This window comes from Amycolatopsis sp. NPDC052450 (genome assembly GCF_044547565.1).
GTDB lineage: Bacteria > Actinomycetota > Actinomycetes > Mycobacteriales > Pseudonocardiaceae > Amycolatopsis.
The window spans coordinates 230,491-245,001 of the sequence record NZ_JBIUAQ010000003.1 but is presented as its reverse complement, the minus strand read 5'-3'; the positions used below and the strand labels follow the sequence as shown (position 1 = coordinate 245,001).

At 70.9% G+C, this 14,511-nt stretch carries 10 protein-coding genes; 5 read left to right on the top strand and 5 right to left on the bottom strand.

Annotation, left to right across the window (positions count from 1 at the left end; genetic code table 11):
• Window positions 1-87: 87 nt before the first annotated feature.
• From cobC to ACIHAO_RS08395, 4 genes are read right to left on the bottom strand one after another with little or no spacing between them, the layout of a single operon-like run.
• On the bottom strand, window positions 88-1,095 hold the full coding sequence (gene cobC / locus ACIHAO_RS08410; RefSeq protein ID WP_396555781.1) for an Rv2231c family pyridoxal phosphate-dependent protein CobC: 1,008 nt from the start codon (window positions 1,093-1,095) through the stop codon (window positions 88-90).
• Window positions 1,088-2,422, bottom strand: a complete 1,335-nt coding sequence (locus tag ACIHAO_RS08405; RefSeq protein ID WP_396555779.1) for a cobyrinate a,c-diamide synthase — start codon at window positions 2,420-2,422, stop codon at window positions 1,088-1,090. The genes cobC and ACIHAO_RS08405 overlap by 8 nt, the downstream gene beginning before the upstream one ends.
• Window positions 2,416-3,030 carry a cob(I)yrinic acid a,c-diamide adenosyltransferase gene (cobO, locus tag ACIHAO_RS08400; protein WP_396555777.1) on the bottom strand — a complete coding sequence of 205 codons (615 nt, stop codon included), beginning with the start codon at window positions 3,028-3,030 and terminating at the stop codon, window positions 2,416-2,418. The genes ACIHAO_RS08405 and cobO overlap by 7 nt, the downstream gene beginning before the upstream one ends.
• Entirely contained in the window at window positions 3,030-4,994 is a 1,965-nt protein-coding gene (locus tag ACIHAO_RS08395) for a putative cobaltochelatase (protein WP_396555775.1), read from the bottom strand. Before ACIHAO_RS08395 ends, cobO begins: the two co-directional genes overlap by 1 nt.
• A gap of 60 nt (window positions 4,995-5,054) precedes the next feature.
• Here ACIHAO_RS08395 and cbiE point away from each other — a divergent pair, with 60 nt between their 5' ends.
• Genes cbiE through ACIHAO_RS08370 form a run of 5 tightly spaced genes read left to right on the top strand, consistent with a single transcriptional unit; the run spans window position 5,055 to window position 11,822 of the window.
• Window positions 5,055-6,194 carry a precorrin-6y C5,15-methyltransferase (decarboxylating) subunit CbiE gene (cbiE, locus tag ACIHAO_RS08390; protein ID WP_396555773.1) on the top strand — a complete coding sequence of 380 codons (1,140 nt, stop codon included), beginning with the start codon at window positions 5,055-5,057 and terminating at the stop codon, window positions 6,192-6,194.
• The gene (gene cobM / locus ACIHAO_RS08385; protein ID WP_396555771.1) at window positions 6,191-6,952 is read left to right on the top strand and encodes a precorrin-4 C(11)-methyltransferase; all 762 of its coding nucleotides are present in this window, start codon (window positions 6,191-6,193) and stop codon (window positions 6,950-6,952) included. Before cbiE ends, cobM begins: the two co-directional genes overlap by 4 nt.
• Entirely contained in the window at window positions 6,949-7,944 is a 996-nt protein-coding gene (locus ACIHAO_RS08380; RefSeq protein ID WP_396555769.1) for a Gfo/Idh/MocA family protein, read from the top strand. The genes cobM and ACIHAO_RS08380 overlap by 4 nt, the downstream gene beginning before the upstream one ends.
• Window positions 7,941-8,684, top strand: coding sequence for a cobalt-precorrin-6A reductase (locus ACIHAO_RS08375; protein ID WP_396556058.1), 744 nt, complete (start codon window positions 7,941-7,943; stop codon window positions 8,682-8,684). Before ACIHAO_RS08380 ends, ACIHAO_RS08375 begins: the two co-directional genes overlap by 4 nt.
• Before the next feature lie 33 nt (window positions 8,685-8,717).
• The gene (locus tag ACIHAO_RS08370; RefSeq protein ID WP_396555767.1) at window positions 8,718-11,822 is read left to right on the top strand and encodes an arabinosyltransferase domain-containing protein; all 3,105 of its coding nucleotides are present in this window, start codon (window positions 8,718-8,720) and stop codon (window positions 11,820-11,822) included.
• Between the two features lie 506 nt (window positions 11,823-12,328).
• Here the strand turns inward: ACIHAO_RS08370 and helR are convergent.
• On the bottom strand, window positions 12,329-14,503 hold the full coding sequence (gene helR / locus ACIHAO_RS08365) for an RNA polymerase recycling motor ATPase HelR (protein ID WP_396555765.1): 2,175 nt from the start codon (window positions 14,501-14,503) through the stop codon (window positions 12,329-12,331).
• Window positions 14,504-14,511 lie beyond the last annotated feature (8 nt).

The following is a 14,511-nucleotide window of genomic DNA, read 5'->3' as shown; positions in this document are numbered from 1 at the left end:
GGTTCGGTGCTCCCAATGTGGCATTGGAGGCGTTGAGCGTCCCCAATGCCACATCGGGGGCGGCACAACAAGGCGAAGGCACCGGCGTCAGACAACAGCATCGAGCGCGGCCAGGAACGCGTCCACCGTCTCCCGGTCGCGCACCGCGATCCGCAGGTACCGCGTGTCCAGCCCCGGGAAGGTGTCCCCTCGCCGGACGGCGAAACCCTTCTCCCGCAACCGTTCCCGGACACGGTCAGCGCCGGGAAGCCGGACGAGCACGAAAGGTCCCCGCGGCTCCCCCAGCACTTCGACGCCCAACGCGGTCAGGCCCGAGACCAGGTACTCCCGATCCGATTCCGCCGCGACCGCCAGCTTCTCGGCTTCCTCCAGCGCCGCCGGGCGGCAGCACGCCACCACGGCGACGGCGGCGAGTGACGACACCGACCACGGCGGCTGGACCGCACGCAATCTGTCCACAATAGACTCGTCCGCCAGGACATATCCGGCACGCAGTCCGGCGATGCCCCAGGTCTTCGTCAGACTGCGGAGGACGGCGAAACCGGGTTGTCCCGCAACGCTTTCGGTCTCGCCGGGGACGGCGTCGAGGAACGCCTCGTCGACGACGACCAGGCGGCCCGGGCGACCGAGCGCGAGCAGGTCCGCGGCCGGATGCAGGACCGAGGTCGGGTTCGTGGGGTTCCCGACGAAGACCAGGTCCGCTTCGTCCGGGACACCGCTCAGCCGGAAACCGTCGTCGGGCGACAGCAGCACCCGGTGCACTCGGTGTCCGGCCGCGCGCAGAGCGGCTTCCGGTTCGGTGAACTGCGGGTGCACGACCACGGCGTGCGCGGGCCGCAGCGCCGTGGCCAGCAACGTGAAAGCCTCCGCCGCGCCGGAGGTCACCAGCACCTGGGACTCCGGCAAACCATGTCGCCGCGCCACCGCCACCACAGCGGCGGTGACGTCCGGGTAGGCGGCCAGGTCGTCGAGGGCCGCCGCCAGTTCGGCGCGCAGCCACGCGGGCGGCGCCGGGAGCCGGACGTTGACCGCCAGATCGACGAGCCCCTCGCCGACCTCGCGATCGCCGTGGTGCCAGAGGTCGTAGTCAGCCATGGTCGTGCACCGCGGCGGCGAACCGTTCGGCGAGTTCGGGGTAGCCCGCCCAGTGGACGTGCAGGTAGGACGCGTGCAGTGACGCCGACGCGAAGCCGTCGGGCGTGCGGTCCCAGCCCCAGGCCGGGGTCGGGCCGCTGCCGGGTTCGATGATCGTGCGATGGAATTCGTGGCCGGTGACGCGTTGCCCCGCGACGGCCAGCACGCTGTCCGCGGGCGCGAAAGCCTTGCGGTAGCCGAGTTTCCCGCGTTTGGTCATGGTGGCCGACGCGTCGAGGACGCCGGTCATCGGCATCCCGTCGATGTCCTGGCACAGATACAGCAGTCCCGCGCATTCCGCCACGACGGGCATTCCGTCGCCGACGGCCCGCGCGATCGCCGTCCGCAACGGGAGGTTCGCCGACAGCTCTTCGGCGTGCACCTCGGGAAAGCCGCCGCCGAAGTACAGCCCCGCGCAGCCTTCGGGGAGTTCCTTGTCCTGCAACGGATCCACCTCGACGACGTCGACGCCGGCGGCGGCGAGCAGTTCGACGGCCTCGGTGTAGCGGAAGGTGAACGCGGGACCGGCCGCCGCGGCGACGACCGAACGCCTTCCGTCATGGGAAAGCGGCGGGCGCCAAGGCTCCCCGGAAAGCCGGGAGGCCGAGCGCGCGACCTGCACGACCGCGCCGAGGTCCACTCCCTCGCTGATCCAGGCGGCCAGTTCCGGCAGCAGCCGCGCCGACTCGCTCGCCCGTTCCGCCGCCGGCACCAGGCCGAGGTGACGGCTGGGCGCGTGGATCTCTTCGTTGCGGTACAACGTTCCCAGCAGTGGGACGCCGGTCGCTTCCAGCGCGGTGACGATCTCGTCCGCGTGCCGCTGCGAGCCCAGCTTGTTCAGGATGACGCCGGCGAGCCGGACGCGGGTGTCGTACTGCGCGAACCCGAGTACGGTCGCGGCGACACTGCGCGACGCGGCCGAGGCGTCGACGACGAGCACCACCGGAGCGTCCAGCAGCCGCGCGACATGCGCCGTCGACGCGTAGCCCTCGGTGCCGAGCGCCCCGTCGAACAGGCCCATCACGCCTTCGATGATCGCGATGTCGGCACCGGCGGAACCGTGCCGCAGCAACGGAATCAGCCGGTCCTCACCCTGGAGGAACGGGTCGAGGTTGCGCGGGGGCCGTCCGGTGGCGAGGGCGTGGTAGCTCGGGTCGATGAAGTCGGGGCCGACCTTGTGCCCGGACACCTTCAGCCCTCGCCCCCGCAACGCCGCCATCAGCCCCGCGGCGATCGTGGTCTTGCCGTGCCCGGAACCGGGCGCGGCGATGACCACGCGGTTCACCATTCGATGCCTCGCTGGCCTTTTTGCCCGGCGTCCATCGGATGCTTCACCTTGGTCAGTTCGGCGACCAGGTCCGCCGCTTCGATCAGCTCCGGCGGCGCGTACCGGCCGGTGATCACCACGTGCTGGTGGCCGGGGCGCGCGGTCAGCGTCGAGACGACGTCGTCCACTTCGAGCCAGCCCCATTTGAGCAGGTAGCTGAATTCGTCGAGGACGTAGAAGTCGTGGGTTTCGGCGGCGAGACGGCGTTTGATCTCGGCCCAGCCCTCACGGGCGTTCTCGGCGTGGTCCTCTTCGGAGCCGGACTTACGCGCCCAGCTCCAGCCTTCGCCCATCTTGTGCCACTCGACCGGGCCGCCCTGGCCGGTGTCGTCGTGCAGCTTGCCGAGCGCGCGGAACGCGGCTTCCTCGCCGACGCGCCATTTCGCCGACTTGACGAACTGGAACACGCCGATCGACCAGCCCTGGTTCCACGCGCGCAACGCCATCCCGAACGCGGCCGTGGACTTCCCCTTCATCTCGCCGGTGTGCACGGCGAGCAGCGGGCGGTTGCGGCGCTGCCGGGTGGTGAGCCCGTCGTCCGGCACCGTTTCCGGTTTACCCTGCGGCATTACGCGGCCCTCCCGGAAATACGTGTGCGGACGGCGCCGGCCAGAGTGTCAGCGGCGACTTCGGCGACCGGGACGTGTTCCGCGCCAAGGTGTTCCGCCAGTTCCGCGGCGAGCCCGAGGCGCATCTTGCCGCTCTCGCAGTCCATCACGACCGAGGTCACGTTCCCGGCCAGCAGCCCGGCCGCCTGCTTCGCGCGCTGGACGGCGTCGGCGCCGCTGGTCGCGCGGCCGTCGGTGACGACGACGAGCAGCGGACGCCGCAGCGGATCACGGACCGCTTCGATCCGCAGAACCCGCGCCGCTTCAAGGAGTCCCTCCGCCAGCGGGGTCCGGCCGCCGGTCGCGAGACCGTCCAAACGGGACGCCGCGGCGTCGACGCTGATCGTCGGCGGAAGCGCGAGTTCGGCACCGGAGGCCCGGAAGGTCACCAGGCCCACCTTGTCGCGTCGCTGGTAGGCGTCGAGCAGCAGGGACAGCACGGCGGTCTTGACCTCGCGCATCCGCTGCCGCGCGCCCATCGAGCCGGACGCGTCGACGCAGAACAGCACCAGGTTGCCCTCGCGCCCTTCCCGCCGCGCGAACCGCAGATCCTGGGGCCGTACGACGAGTCCGGCGCCGCTGCGGCCGCGAGACCGCTGGTGCGGCGCGGCCGCGCGTACGGTCGCGAGCAGATGCGGATGCCCGTCCTTCGTTCCGGCGGGCTGGACGCCGATCGTCCGCCCGTTGGTGGTGATGGCGCGAGACCGCCGACCGGCGGCGCCCTCACCGGTGCCCTTCACCTCGAACCGCCTGGCACGAAAGGCTTCCCCGGCGCCGACCGGCTTCTGCTCGTCGCCGCTCCGGCCACCACCCGAGGGCTCCTCGCCGCCTTCCGACGGCGGCGGGCCCGAGGTCTCACCGCCCTCCGGCGGGGTGCCCGAACCGGGACCGTCATCGTCGGGGCCGGGGCCTTCCGGCTCGGCGTCCTGCAGTGCCTGTTCCAGCTGCTCCTCGGAGATGCCGGGCGCGTCGAAGGGATTCCGGCGACGGCGGTGCGGCAACGCGAGCCGGGCCGCGACCCGGACGTCCTCGGTGGTCACCTCGGTGCGGCCGGCCCAGGCGGCGTGCGCGACGGCCGTCCGCGCGGTCACGATGTCGGCGCGCATGCCGTCAACCTCAAAGGACGCGCAGACCTCGGCGATCTGCCGCAGCGCGTCGTCCGGCAGCTTGACCGACGGCAGAAGTCGTTGCGCCGCCTCGATGTCCGCGGCGAGTTCGGCGTCGGCGGCGGCGTACTGGCCGGCGAAACCGTCGGGATCCGCTTCGTAGGCGAGCCGCCGCCGGACGACCTCGACCCGCAGTTCGGGATCCCGGCTCGACGCGACCTCGACGGTGAGCCCGAAACGGTCCAGCAGCTGCGGCCGCAGTTCGCCTTCCTCGGGGTTCATCGTGCCGATGAGGACGAACCGGGCCGCGTGCGAGACCGAAACGCCCTCGCGCTCGACGGTCGCACGGCCCATGGCGGCGGCGTCGAGCAGCGTGTCGACCAGGTGGTCGTGCAGGAGGTTGACCTCGTCCACGTACAGCAGGCCGCGATGCGCGGCCGCGAGCAGACCGGGCTGGAAATCGGTGACGCCGTCGGCCAGCGCGCGTTCCAGGTTCAGCGAGCCGATCACGCGGTCTTCGGCCGCGCCGACCGGCAGTTCCACCAGCCGCGCGGGACGGCGGTGCGCGGGCGAGCCCTCGGCGTGCGGGCCGTCGGGGCAGGCCGGATCGGGCTCGACGGGATCGCAGGAGAACCGGCACGCGTCCACGACATCGACGCCGGGCAGCAGACCGGCCAGCGCGCGGACCATCGTCGACTTCGCCGTGCCCTTCTCCCCGCGCACCAGCACCCCGCCGACGGCGGGCGAGATGGAGGAAAGCACCAGCGCCAGGCGCAGATCCGGCATCCCCACAACGGCGGTGAACGGGTACGGCTTCACAGCACTCCCTGTCGTCGACGACCTCCGGCCGATCATCGCATAGGAATTCCGTCATCTAACGTGACCGAGGTGCGCGAAAAATCACCCCTGACGGTCGTCGGGATCGGGGCCGACGGCTGGCCCGGTCTGTCCTCGCAGGCCAGGGAAGCGGTGGTGAACGCGGACCTGGTCGTCGGCGCTCCTCGTCAGCTCGCGTACCTGCCCGCCGGGATGAAAAGCGAACCCTGGCCCAGCCCACTCCTGCCGGGACTGGACGAGTTCCTCGCCGGACGAGAAGGCCGCGTCTGTGTGCTGGCCAGCGGCGATCCCCTGCTGTCCGGCATCGGCACGACGCTTGTCCAGCGCGGCTACGACGTCGAGATCCTGCCCGCGTTGTCCTCGGTGACGCTCGCTCGCGCGAGGCTCGGCTGGTCGGCGGAGGAGACCGAGGTGGTCACCGTCGTCGGCCGCGCGATCGGCCGGGTGAGCCGGGCCTTGGCGCCCGGCCGGAAGATCCTCGTCCTCGGCGCGAACGCCGAAGACCTGCTCGACCTGCTCAAAGCCCGCGGTTACGGCAAGAGCCGCGTCACCGCGCTGTCCGACCTCGGCGGCCCCGACGAGCGGATCGGGCCCGGCACGCTGACCGTGTTCGCCATCGAAGCGGACGGGCCCGCGCTGCCGCTGACCGGCCTCCCGGACGACGCCTTCGAGCACGACGGGCAGCTCACCAAACGCGACCTTCGCGCGTCCGCGCTGGCCAGGCTCGCGCCGTCGCCCGGCGAACTGCTGTGGGACGTCGGCGCGGGCGCGGGCAGCGTCGGGATCGAGTGGTCCCGGGTGCATCCGCTGAACCGGGCGATCGCGATCGAGCGGTCGCCGGAGCGGGCCGCCCGGATCACCCGGAACGCGGACGCGCTCGGGGTCCCGGAACTCGACGTGGTGATCGGCCCCGCGCCGGAAGCACTCGAAGGACTGACCAGGCCGCACGCGATCTTCCTCGGCGGCGGATTGACCGTTCCGGGTGTGCTGGACGCCTGCCTGGCGACCGGCGCGCGGATCGTCGCGCACGGCGTGACCCTCGAATCCGAACAGGCACTGGCCCGCGCGTACGGCGAACACGGCGGTGAGCTGATCCGCGTCGCCGTCGAACAGGCGGCGCCGCTGGGCGGATTCACCGGCTGGACCCCGGCGCGGGTCGTCACACAGTGGAGCAAACCGTGACAGTGCACTTCATCGGCGCCGGTCCCGGCGCGGCCGACCTCATCACCGTCCGGGGCCGAGACCTGCTCGGACGCTGCGACACCTGCCTGTACCCCGGCAGCATGACGCCCACAGCGCTCTTGGAGTACTGCCCTCCGGAGGCAGTGCTCATCGACACCGCGAACCTCGATCTGCCCGCGATCGTCGAGCGCATGGTCGAGGCCCACGAGAACGGCCACGACATCGCGCGGCTGTGTTCCGGCGATCCGTCGATCTACAGCGCGGTCGCCGAGCAGATGCGCCGTCTCGACGCGGCCGGCGTTCCCTACGACGTCACGCCGGGTGTGCCCGCGTTCGCCGCCGCGGCCGCGCTGCTCAAACGCGAACTCACCGTGCCCGAGGTCGGTCAGAGCCTGGTCATCACGCGCGCGCAGGCCCGCTCCACCGCCATGCCACCGGGTGAAACGCTGGCGAACTTCGCGCGCACCGGCACCACGCTCGCGTTACATCTGGCGATCAACCGCATCGAGCAAGTAGTCGACGAATTGCTGCCTTTCTATGAAAAAGACAGCCCGGCGGCGGTGGTCGCGCTGGCGAGTCAGCCCGGTGAGCAGGTGCTGCGCGGGACGCTCGGCACCATCGCCGCGCAGTCCCGCGAGGCCGGGATCAGCCGCGCCGCGATGATCTTCGTCGGGGAAGTCCTTGCCGCCGAAGGGTTCCCGGACAGTTTCCTGTACTCGGCCACCCGCGATCGCGCCAACCAACCGGAGTCGCTGTGAAGAACGTTCGCTGGGGCCTGCTGGCCGCCGGGACCATCGCCGCCGAGTTCGCGGCGGGCGTCGAAGAGAGCAAGCACGGCGTGCTGGAGGCCGTCGCCGCTCGGTCCGGCGACCGGGCGGCCGAGTTCGCGAGCCGCTTCGAGATCCCGAAGTGCTACGGCGCCTACGAAGACCTGCTCGCCGATCCGGACGTCGACGCGATCTACATTTCGACGCCGCATCCCCTGCACGGCGAGTGGGCGATCCGCGCGGCCGAAGCGGGCAAGCACATCCTGTGCGAGAAACCGCTGACCGTGTCCGTCGCCGAAGCCGAGAAGGTCATCGACGCGGCCCGCGCCAACGACGTCTTCCTCATGGAGGCGTTCATGTACCGGCTGCATCCGCAGATCCGGCGGCTGGCCGAGCTGATCTCGTGCGGCGCCATCGGCGAGGTCCGCGCCGTGGACGTCGCCTTCGGTTACAACTTCGCCGTACCCCGGCTGACCGATCCCGCGTTGGGCGGCGGCGGGATCTTCGACGTCGGCTGTTACTGCACGTCACTCGCGCGGCTGGTCTCGCAGGCCGCGACCGGACAGGACGTCGTCGAACCCGACGAGGTACTCGGGATGGCCAGGCTCGACGACAACGGCATCGACGAGGTCGCGTTCGGACTGCTGCGGCTGCCCGGCGGGATTCTCGCGCAGCTGGCGTGCGGCTTCCAGCTCACGCAGGACGACCACATCCGTGTGTACGGCTCGCAAGGGCAGCTGTACGTGCCGAAACCGGCGTGGATCCACGAAATGCGCAAGCCGAAGACCTCGCGGATCATCCTCACGCCGGAAGGCGGCGAGCCCGAGCTGATCGAGGTCGAAGCGACTCAGGGCCTCTTTGCTCGCGAGGCCGACCACGTCGCCGCACACCTCGAAGACCGCCAGGCGCCCGAACTCACCTGGGCGGAAACGCTCGCCAACCTGCGCACGCTCGAACGGTGGCGCGCGGCCGTGGCGCGATGAAGCTGCTGATCCTGGGCGGAACCGGCGAAGCACGCGACCTCGCGAAGGAGCTGGTGGCGCGTGGCGAGCACGTCGTCTCGTCGCTGGCAGGCCGCGTCGCACGACCGAAGCTGCCCGACGGCGAAGTCCGCGTCGGCGGCTTCGGTGGCCCGGAAGGTCTCGCGCGCTGGCTGACCGAGAACGACGTCGACGCGGTGATCGACGCCACGCATCCCTTCGCCGAACGCATCGGCGCCAACGCGGCCATCGCGGCGCGGGAAACGGGAACACCGCTGCTCAGGCTCGCCAGGCCCGGCTGGACCGAACAGCCCGGCTACAGCTGGCACTGGGCCGACGACCTCGGCCACGCCGCGCGGCTGCTCCCGGCGCTCGGCGAACGCGTGTTCCTCACCAGCGGCCGTCAAGGGCTCGCCGCCTTCGCCGGTCTCGATCTCTGGTTCCTGATCCGCTGCGTCGACCCGCCCGAGGCACCGCTCCCCCGGCGGCGCGAAGTCCTGCTGGACCGGGGACCGTACACGGTGGCCGGGGAACGCGCGCTCATGGAACGGCACGGCGTCGAGGTCCTCGTCACCAAGGACAGCGGCGGCGCGATGACCGCCGCGAAGCTCACCGCGGCCCGCGGGCTCGGCCTCCCGGTGGTCGTCGTCCGGCGGCCTCAGCGACCCGAAACGGCCAGCGTAACGACAGTTCAAGACGCTGTCGGCTGGATCGGTGCCCAGGAGAAGGGCAGCCCTGCGTAAGCCGTTCGGACCAGACCCGTTAGCGTTGCGCCGATGCGTTTGATCGCTGTCACGCTGGGGTTGCTGTCCGCCTTGTGCGCATTGGCTTTCCCCTTCCTGCCGGTGGTGCAGGACACAGCGGAGGTCGTCTGGCCAACGGGCGGCGACACCCGCTCCGTCAACGCGCCCTTGACCGGGTACTGGGCGCAGGACCTGCGCGTCGATCTGCCGTGCACGACCGTCCGGTCGCTGGACGCGCGTTCGCAGGGACAGGCACTGCTGTTCTCCACCGTGCCCGACGGCCGCACCGACCCGCGCGCGGGTAAGGGCGTCGGCCTCCAGCTGCGCATCGACAACGGCGTGCTGCTCGCCTCCAGCCAGGGGCAGCAGATCGCGCAGCAGCCGCTGCCGGACGCCAACTGCGACGTCAAACTGTCGGCGGACGCGAACCAGATGACGCTGAGCGTCGCCAAGACCGTGGTGTTCCACGCCGAGGGCGACGTCCGGCCGCGGCTGGTCGGGATCTACTCGTCGATCAACGCGGGCAAGGACCCGATCGCCGGCCTGCACGTCTCGGTCGTCCCGGACACCCGCTACCAGACCTCGCCGACCCTGCTGAAGTGGATCATCGGCCTGATCGCGGCGCTGTCGTTCATCGGCTGCCTGATCGCGGTGTGGCGGATGGACTCCGGTTTCGCCCGCCGCGCGCCACGCTGGGCGCCGGTCGGCTGGTGGCGGCTGACCGCCCGCGACGCGACGGTGATCGTCGCGCTCGGCGCGTGGGTCTTCATCGGCCCGGTGACCTCCGACGACGGCTACATCCTCACGATGTCGAGAGTGGCCGAAGAGACCGGCTACCTCACCAACTACCACCGCTGGTTCGGCGTCGCCGAGGCGCCGTTCGGCTGGTTCTACCACGTGTATCAGCTGATGGCGCACGTCAGCACGGTGCCGCCGTGGATCCGGCTCCCGTCGTTCCTGCTCGGCGTGCTGAGCTGGCTGCTGATCAGCCGCGAGGTCATGCCGCGCCTGGGCACCCAGGTCCGGACGAGCCGCGCCGCGGGCTGGGCCGCCGCCGCCGTCTTCCTGGTCTGGTGGATGCCGTACAACAACGGCGTCCGGCCGGAACCGGTCGCCGCGCTCGGCTCGCTGCTGGCGATCTGCGCCGTGGAGCGCGCGCTGGTGACGCGCCGTCTGCTGCCGCTCGCCCTCGGACTCACCGCGGCCGGGTTCACCCTGGCCGCGACCCCGACCGGGCTGATCGCGGTGGCACCGTTCCTCGTCGCCGCCCGCCCGCTGTTCAAACTGGTCCGCCAGCGCGCCGAGAACGGCTGGCTGCCGGTGCTCGCGCCGGTGCTGGCCGCGGGGCTGCTGGTGCTGGTCGTGGTGTTCGCCGACCAGACCTTCGCCACCGTGCAGGAGGCGACCCGGATCCGCACCCAGGTCGGCCCGAACCTGTCGTGGTTCCAGGAACTCGCGCGCTACCAACTGCTCTTCGAAAGCCTGCCGGACGGTTCCGTGTCGCGCCGGTTCCCCGTATTGCTGGTGCTGCTCTGCGTCGGAACCTGTCTGGTGGTGCTGCTGCGCCGCGGCCGGATCCCCGGCGCCGCGCTCGGCCCCAGCCGCCGCCTGATCGGTACGGTCGCGCTGTTCTTCCTGCTCCTGGCCCTGACCCCGACCAAGTGGACACACCACTTCGGCGCGTTCGCCGCGGTCGGCGCGGCCATGGCGGCACTCACCGCGCTGGCGACCAGCTCGACGGTGCTGCGGTCCAGGCGCAACCGGGCGGCGTTCCTCGCCGGGCTGCTGGTGGTCGGCGCGCTGGCCGCGACCGGGCCGAACTCGTTCTGGTTCGTCTCGAAACTCGGCGTGCAGTGGACCGCGGTGGCGCCCTCGATCGGCGGGATCCCGCTGTCGACGATCCTGCTCATCGCGGCCGGGATCTCCGGCGTGTACGCGTTCGTGGAGAACGTCCGCGCGCATCGGCCGGGCCTGCAGGCCGTGCCACAGGAAGGGCGGAGCCGCTCGCTGCGGCTCGGGTCGCTTTCGCTGGTGGTCGTCTGCGGTCTGATGGCCACGGGCGAATTCGTCAGCATGGCGTGGGCGATCCACAACCAGGCCGGTTCCTACAGCCTCGGCGCCGCGAACTTCGGGCATCTGTCCGGCAAGAGCTGCAACCTCTCCGACCACGTGATGGTGGAACGGGACGCCGCCACCAGCATCCTGCGGGCCCAGCCCGAACAGCGGACGGTGCCGGTGAAGAAGGAGGAGCCGCCCGCCGGGCAGACCCCGCCGCCGCTGCCCGATCCGGAGCAGGACAACGGCCGCGTGCAGACCGGGTTCCACACCCGCGCGATCGACGACAAGGACCCGCTCGCCGAACCGCCGCACGGCTTCAAACCCGACGAAGTGCCGATGTGGAGCAGCTTCCTCGACCCCGAAACACGGGCAGGGCGGCTACGCAGCGACTGGTACGCCCTCTCGGAAAAGCCCGCCGACGGCCAGATCGTGGTCGCCACCGCGGGTGCGGCCAGGCGTCCGACGTCGGTCAGCCTCGACTACGGCGTGAACACCAGCGAAGGCGTGAAGGTCGTCCGCAGCCAGTTCGTGCTCCCGCCGGGCGCCGGGACCAACGGCTGGAACGACACCCGGATCAACCTGCGCGACCTCCCCGCCGAGACGACGTCCGTGCGGATCAACATCGTCGACAACGACCTCACCGAGGACGGCTGGATCGCCGCGTCGGCACCGCGCGTGCCGACGTTCACCACGCTGACCGAGAAGATCGCGGGCAAACCGGTGTACGTCGACTGGCCCGCGTCGTTCGTGTACCCGTGCGTCCAGCCGGTGACCTCGCACGACGGCATCTCGAAGATGCCCGAATACCGGATCACCGCCGGCGCCGTCGCCGACGAGGCGAACTGGGCGTCCAGCACCAACGGCGGCCCGATCGGCTGGCTCGAAGAGGTCGCCGCCGAACCCGAGGTGCCCAGCTACCTGATCGGCCAGCCGAGCCAGTCCTGGGGCCAGCTCCTGCAGGTCGAACCGTTCACCGAGGGGATCGCGCCGACGATCGTCCACGGCGAGAAGGTCGTCCCCGGCTGGTGGTCGCCGGGTCCCGGACCCCGGCAGCCGAACGGCAAGGACCCGACGCGCTAGGCGTCACTCGCGTGCTTGAACCCGTCACTCACGTGCTTGGGCACGTCTGATGCGGCGCAGGTCCGGACTGGCTGACGGAGCCCGGCCGCTCCGACTATCCACAAAGGACACTTCCGGCGACGAAATGCGCACTTGATGCCCAAATGTACGGTTCTTGACGGGTCCTGTTGAGGGGTAAGGCAAACATGGCGCGCTCCGGGGTTGACTGGGTTGCGAAAGCCACTTTGGCAACCTTCAGTGTTGCGAAAGTGGCTTTCGCAACACCTCGCTGAGCACTTGGGGAGGCTGGTCGCCCCTGGCGGCGCGCGGGGAACCGGAAGCCGGGCCTGCCCCCAATGTGGCATTGGGGACGGTCAGCGTCCCCAATGCCACATTGGGGGCATCAGACCGTGGCGCAAGCCGGCATGGCACGCGACACGCCACGTTTGCCTTGTCTTTCGCGCCACTGACCCTGAACACGTGAGATCGGCGTCCGATCACGTGAGTCACGGGTTCAGGCACGCGAGTTACGTGGTCAGGCCCACCAAAGCCGACGGCAGCGGGCCCTCGTGGAGCACTCCGAGGCGCTGAGTAGCGCGCGTCAGGGCGACGTACAGCTCAGCCGCGCCGCGCGGGCCGTCGGCGAGGATCCGCGCCGGGTCCACGACGAGGACGGCGTCGAACTCGAGTCCCTTCGTCTCCGAAGCGGGCACTGTGCCCGGCACCCCCGGCGGCCCGATCACGACGCTGGTGCCTTCACGACCCGCTTCGTCCTTCACGAACTCCTCGATCGCGCCCGCCAGCGAGTCCTCGGTGACCTGCCGTGCCCACGGCCGGACCCCGTTGGACCGGACCGACTCCGGCGCCCGGACGTCCGGCGCGAACTCGGCGAGCACCGAGGCGGCGACGGCCATGATCTCCGCCGGGGTGCGGTAGTTCACCGTCAGCGATCGGTAGACCCAGCGGCCCGGCACGTACGGCTCCAGCATCGCGCCCCACGATCGCGCCCCCGCCTCGGACCGGCGCTGCGCCAGATCGCCGACGACGGTGAACGACCGGTTGGGGCAGCGCCGCATCAGCACCCGCCAGTCCATTTCGGACAGTTCCTGCGCCTCGTCGACGACGACGTGCCGGTACGTCCAGTCCCGGTCCGCGGCGGCGCGTTCGACGAGGCTGCGTGTGTCGTGCTCGACGAACCGGTCGGCGAGTTCGTCGGCGAACAGGAGGTTTTCCGCGGACAGCATGACGTCCTCGTCCATCTCCTCGCGGTCCAGCTTCATCGTGTCGAGCACCCCTTCGGCGTACTCGGCCTCGGCCTTCTTCTCCCGCGCGATCGCCTTTTCGGCCGCCTGGTCCGCCCGCTTGTCGCGGCCGAGGAGGTCGACGAGTTCGTCGAGCAGCGGCATGTCCGACACCGTCCAGGCGTCCCCGTCGGCACGCAGCAGCGCCTGGTCGGCACCGGCCGCGCGAAGCCGTTCCGACGACGAGAGAAGCGAGCCCAGCAGGCTTTCGGGCGTCAGGATCGGCCAGAGTTCCTCGAGCGCGGTGGTGAACGTCTCGCTCTCGGCCAGCTCCTTGAGCAGGTCCTTCCGCAGCCGCTCCCATTCGTCACGGTCGTCGCGGCTGAGCCAGCCGCGGCCGATCCGCGCGATCGCCCGCTCGGTCAGGACGTAGGTGACGATGTCGGTGAACGTCCCGCGCGCCTCGTTGTGCGGCAGGCCGCTCTTGCGCGCCTCGTCCCTGGCCCATTCCGCGGTCTCGGCGTCGATCCGGACGGTGACGTCGGCGAGGTCGATCAGCACCGGCTCCTCCGGCAGCCGCTGCCGGTCGGCGACCGCGGCCTTGAGGACGTCCAGCATCTTCAGCGAGCCCTTGAGCCGCGTCGCCTCCGGCCCGTCCTCGGCGGTGACGTGCTTGCCAGGCACGAAATCGCCGGTGGTCATGAACACCACGTCGGTCTCGCCCAGCGACGGCAGCACCCGGCCGATGTGGTGCAGGAACGCCGGATTCGGCCCGACCACGAGCACGCCGTGGCGCTCCATCCGCTCGCGCTGCGTGTAGAGCAGGTACGCGACGCGGTGCAGCGCCACCACGGTCTTCCCGGTACCCGGCCCGCCTTCGATCACCAGCACCCCGGGGTGCTCGTGCCGGATGATCTCGTCCTGTTCGGCCTGGATCGTCGCGACGATGTCGCGCATCCCCTCGCCCCGCGGCGCGTTGACCGCCGCGAGCAGCGCCGCGTCCCCTTCCGCGTCACCGCCGGGACGGCCGAACACCTCGTCGGTGAACCCGAGCACCTCACGCCCGCGCGTGTGGAACTGACGGCGACGGCGCATCTTCTCCGGTGTCGCGGCGGTCGCGGTGTAGAACGGGCGCGCCGCCGGTGCCCGCCAGTCGAGCAGCACCGGTTCGTAGTCGTTTTCCTCGTCGAAGAGACCGATGCGGCCGATGTGGGAGGTCTCCCCCGCGACGCTGTCCAGCCTGCCGAAGCACAGGCCGTTGTCCACGACGTCCAGCCGGCGCGACTCCCTGGCCAGCGCGCGCACCTCGACGTCGCGTTCCATGGCCGTCCCGCCGGTTCCCCCGAGCGCCGCCTGGTACTCCCCCTTCACACGCGCGCGTTCGGCGTCCAGGCGCGCGTAGAGCCCGGCCACGTATTCGCGTTCGGACCGCAGCTCTTCTTCATGACCCTGAGTTGACACAGACTCCC

Coding starts and splice junctions, on each gene's coding strand:
- cobC (WP_396555781.1), bottom strand. CDS start 1,095: ATGGCTGACTACGACCTCTGGCACCACGGCGATCGCGAGGTCGGCGAG.
- ACIHAO_RS08405 (WP_396555779.1), bottom strand. CDS start 2,422: ATGGTGAACCGCGTGGTCATCGCCGCGCCCGGTTCCGGGCACGGCAAG.
- cobO (WP_396555777.1), bottom strand. CDS start 3,030: ATGCCGCAGGGTAAACCGGAAACGGTGCCGGACGACGGGCTCACCACC.
- ACIHAO_RS08375 (WP_396556058.1), top strand. CDS start 7,941: ATGAAGCTGCTGATCCTGGGCGGAACCGGCGAAGCACGCGACCTCGCG.
- ACIHAO_RS08370 (WP_396555767.1), top strand. CDS start 8,718: ATGCGTTTGATCGCTGTCACGCTGGGGTTGCTGTCCGCCTTGTGCGCA.